Annotated in this window: 2 protein-coding genes; both read right to left on the reverse strand. The window is 68.0% G+C overall.

Annotation, left to right across the window (positions count from 1 at the left end; genetic code table 11):
- On the reverse strand, positions 1 to 1,082 hold a 1,082-nt coding region (locus tag VGF64_01710; protein HEY1633445.1), incomplete at its 3' end, for a serine hydrolase domain-containing protein.
- Between the two features lie 150 nt (positions 1,083 to 1,232).
- Positions 1,233 to 1,680, reverse strand: a 448-nt coding sequence (locus tag VGF64_01715) for a cation transporter dimerization domain-containing protein (protein HEY1633446.1), incomplete at its 5' end; no start/stop codon positions are given.

The following is a 1,680-nucleotide window of genomic DNA, read 5'->3' on the forward strand; positions in this document are numbered from 1 at the left end:
GGGGGTCCGACGCCCCCCGAGCGCGCCGGCCCGAGCCCGACGGCCACCGTGAGCCCGAAACCTGCGCCGTCAAACCCGACCTCGCCATAGCCGCCCGGCAGAGCGACGTCGCGCAGTTCCCTCCCGGAGGGCAGGTGATTCGTCCGCATCAGCTCGACGGTCGGCCGGGCCAGGACGCGCGCTCCGTCCAGCTCGCCACCATTGAGCAGCATCTGACAGAACCGCGCATAGTCGTCGAGTGTGCCGACAAGGCCGCCTCCTCCGGACTGCAGTGCCGGCTCACGGACGAGACGACGGTCCGCGGGGTCATCCAGGAGACGCAGCGTCTTGTCGGTGTTCCGGCCGTAGAGCGCGGCCACACGATGGGCTCGCTCGTCACGAACCGAGAACCCGGCGTCGACCATGCCGAGCGGTTCGAAGATGGTCGTGCGCAGGTAGTCGCCGAAACGCTGCCCTGACATCACCTCGACCAAGCGAGCGCAGAGGTCGGTGGACCAGGAGTACAACCAGTGGCGGCCGGGGTGAAAACGGAGGGGCTCCTTGGTCAACAGGACGCTGAGGTCGGCCAGGGTCACACCAGCGTCGAGCCGCCGGGAGCTCTTCCCTTCGACCAGGCTGGTCAGATCGAGCCGCGCCTCGGGCGGGCCGAACCCGATACCAGTCATGTGCATCATCGCATCGCGTACAGTTATGGGCCGCTCCGGGGCGACCAGCTCACGCCGGCCGTCGGGGTGCTTCACCCGGACCTGCACGTCTCGCCACTCAGGCAGGTACCGGTGGATCGGGTCCGTCAACTTGAAGCGGGCCTGCTCGTACAGTGTGAGCAGGGCGACGCCGGTGACGGGCTTGGTCATCGAGTACCAGCGCCAGATGGTGTCGTCGGCAACGGGCGTACCCCGCTCGCGATCCATCAGGCCGAGGGAGCTGCGCAGGGCGACGTGGCCGCGCCGGGCGACCACGACCTGGCACCCGGCGATACGTCCCCGGTCGATGTACTGACGTTGGAGGTGGTCATCGATGCGTTTCGCGCGGCCCTCATCGATACCAGCCAGTTTCGGCTCGAGATCAAGGTCGAAGGTCATCCCAGCCATCCCTCGGTGCATGACACCCATCCTGTCTATCCCAAGAAGCGCCAGGCGATCCACACAACCGTCTCGGGGCCCTTCCTCCCCCCGCCCGGCGCGGTCGCTGTGCTCCGGGCCCCGCGAGCCGAAGGACACCCACCCACGGAGTCAGTGTCCTTCGGGGTCGTGGTTGGCCGGCGCCACTGCAGGAGCAGACTCTCCGGTCCGTCCCGGCTCGATGTAGACCCAGACGGCCGTCGGTACCGATGAGCGGACCGCGATCTCGGCCTCATCGACAACTCCGGCGGCCTCTTCAACGCTCAGGCCAGGGGCAAAGAGGACCTTCGCCCCGACCAGCAGCTCCTCGGGACCCACGTGGACGGCTCGAAGGTGGACGACGCGTCGAACGCCCGGCGTGGTTGCGAGCCGCTCCTCGATCGCGCGCAGCTGGTCCGCCGAAGCTGTCTCACCGACAAGCAGAGAGGTCATCTCGATGCCCAGGAAGACGGAGTTGACCGCCAACAGCACGCCGATCCCCAATGTGCCGACGGCATCGAAGACGGTGTTGCCGGTGATCGCCGATACCGCCACGGCGACGAGCGCGATCCCGAGCCCC

It is taken from the genome of Acidimicrobiales bacterium (genome assembly GCA_036491125.1).
Lineage (GTDB): Bacteria > Actinomycetota > Acidimicrobiia > Acidimicrobiales > AC-9 > AC-9.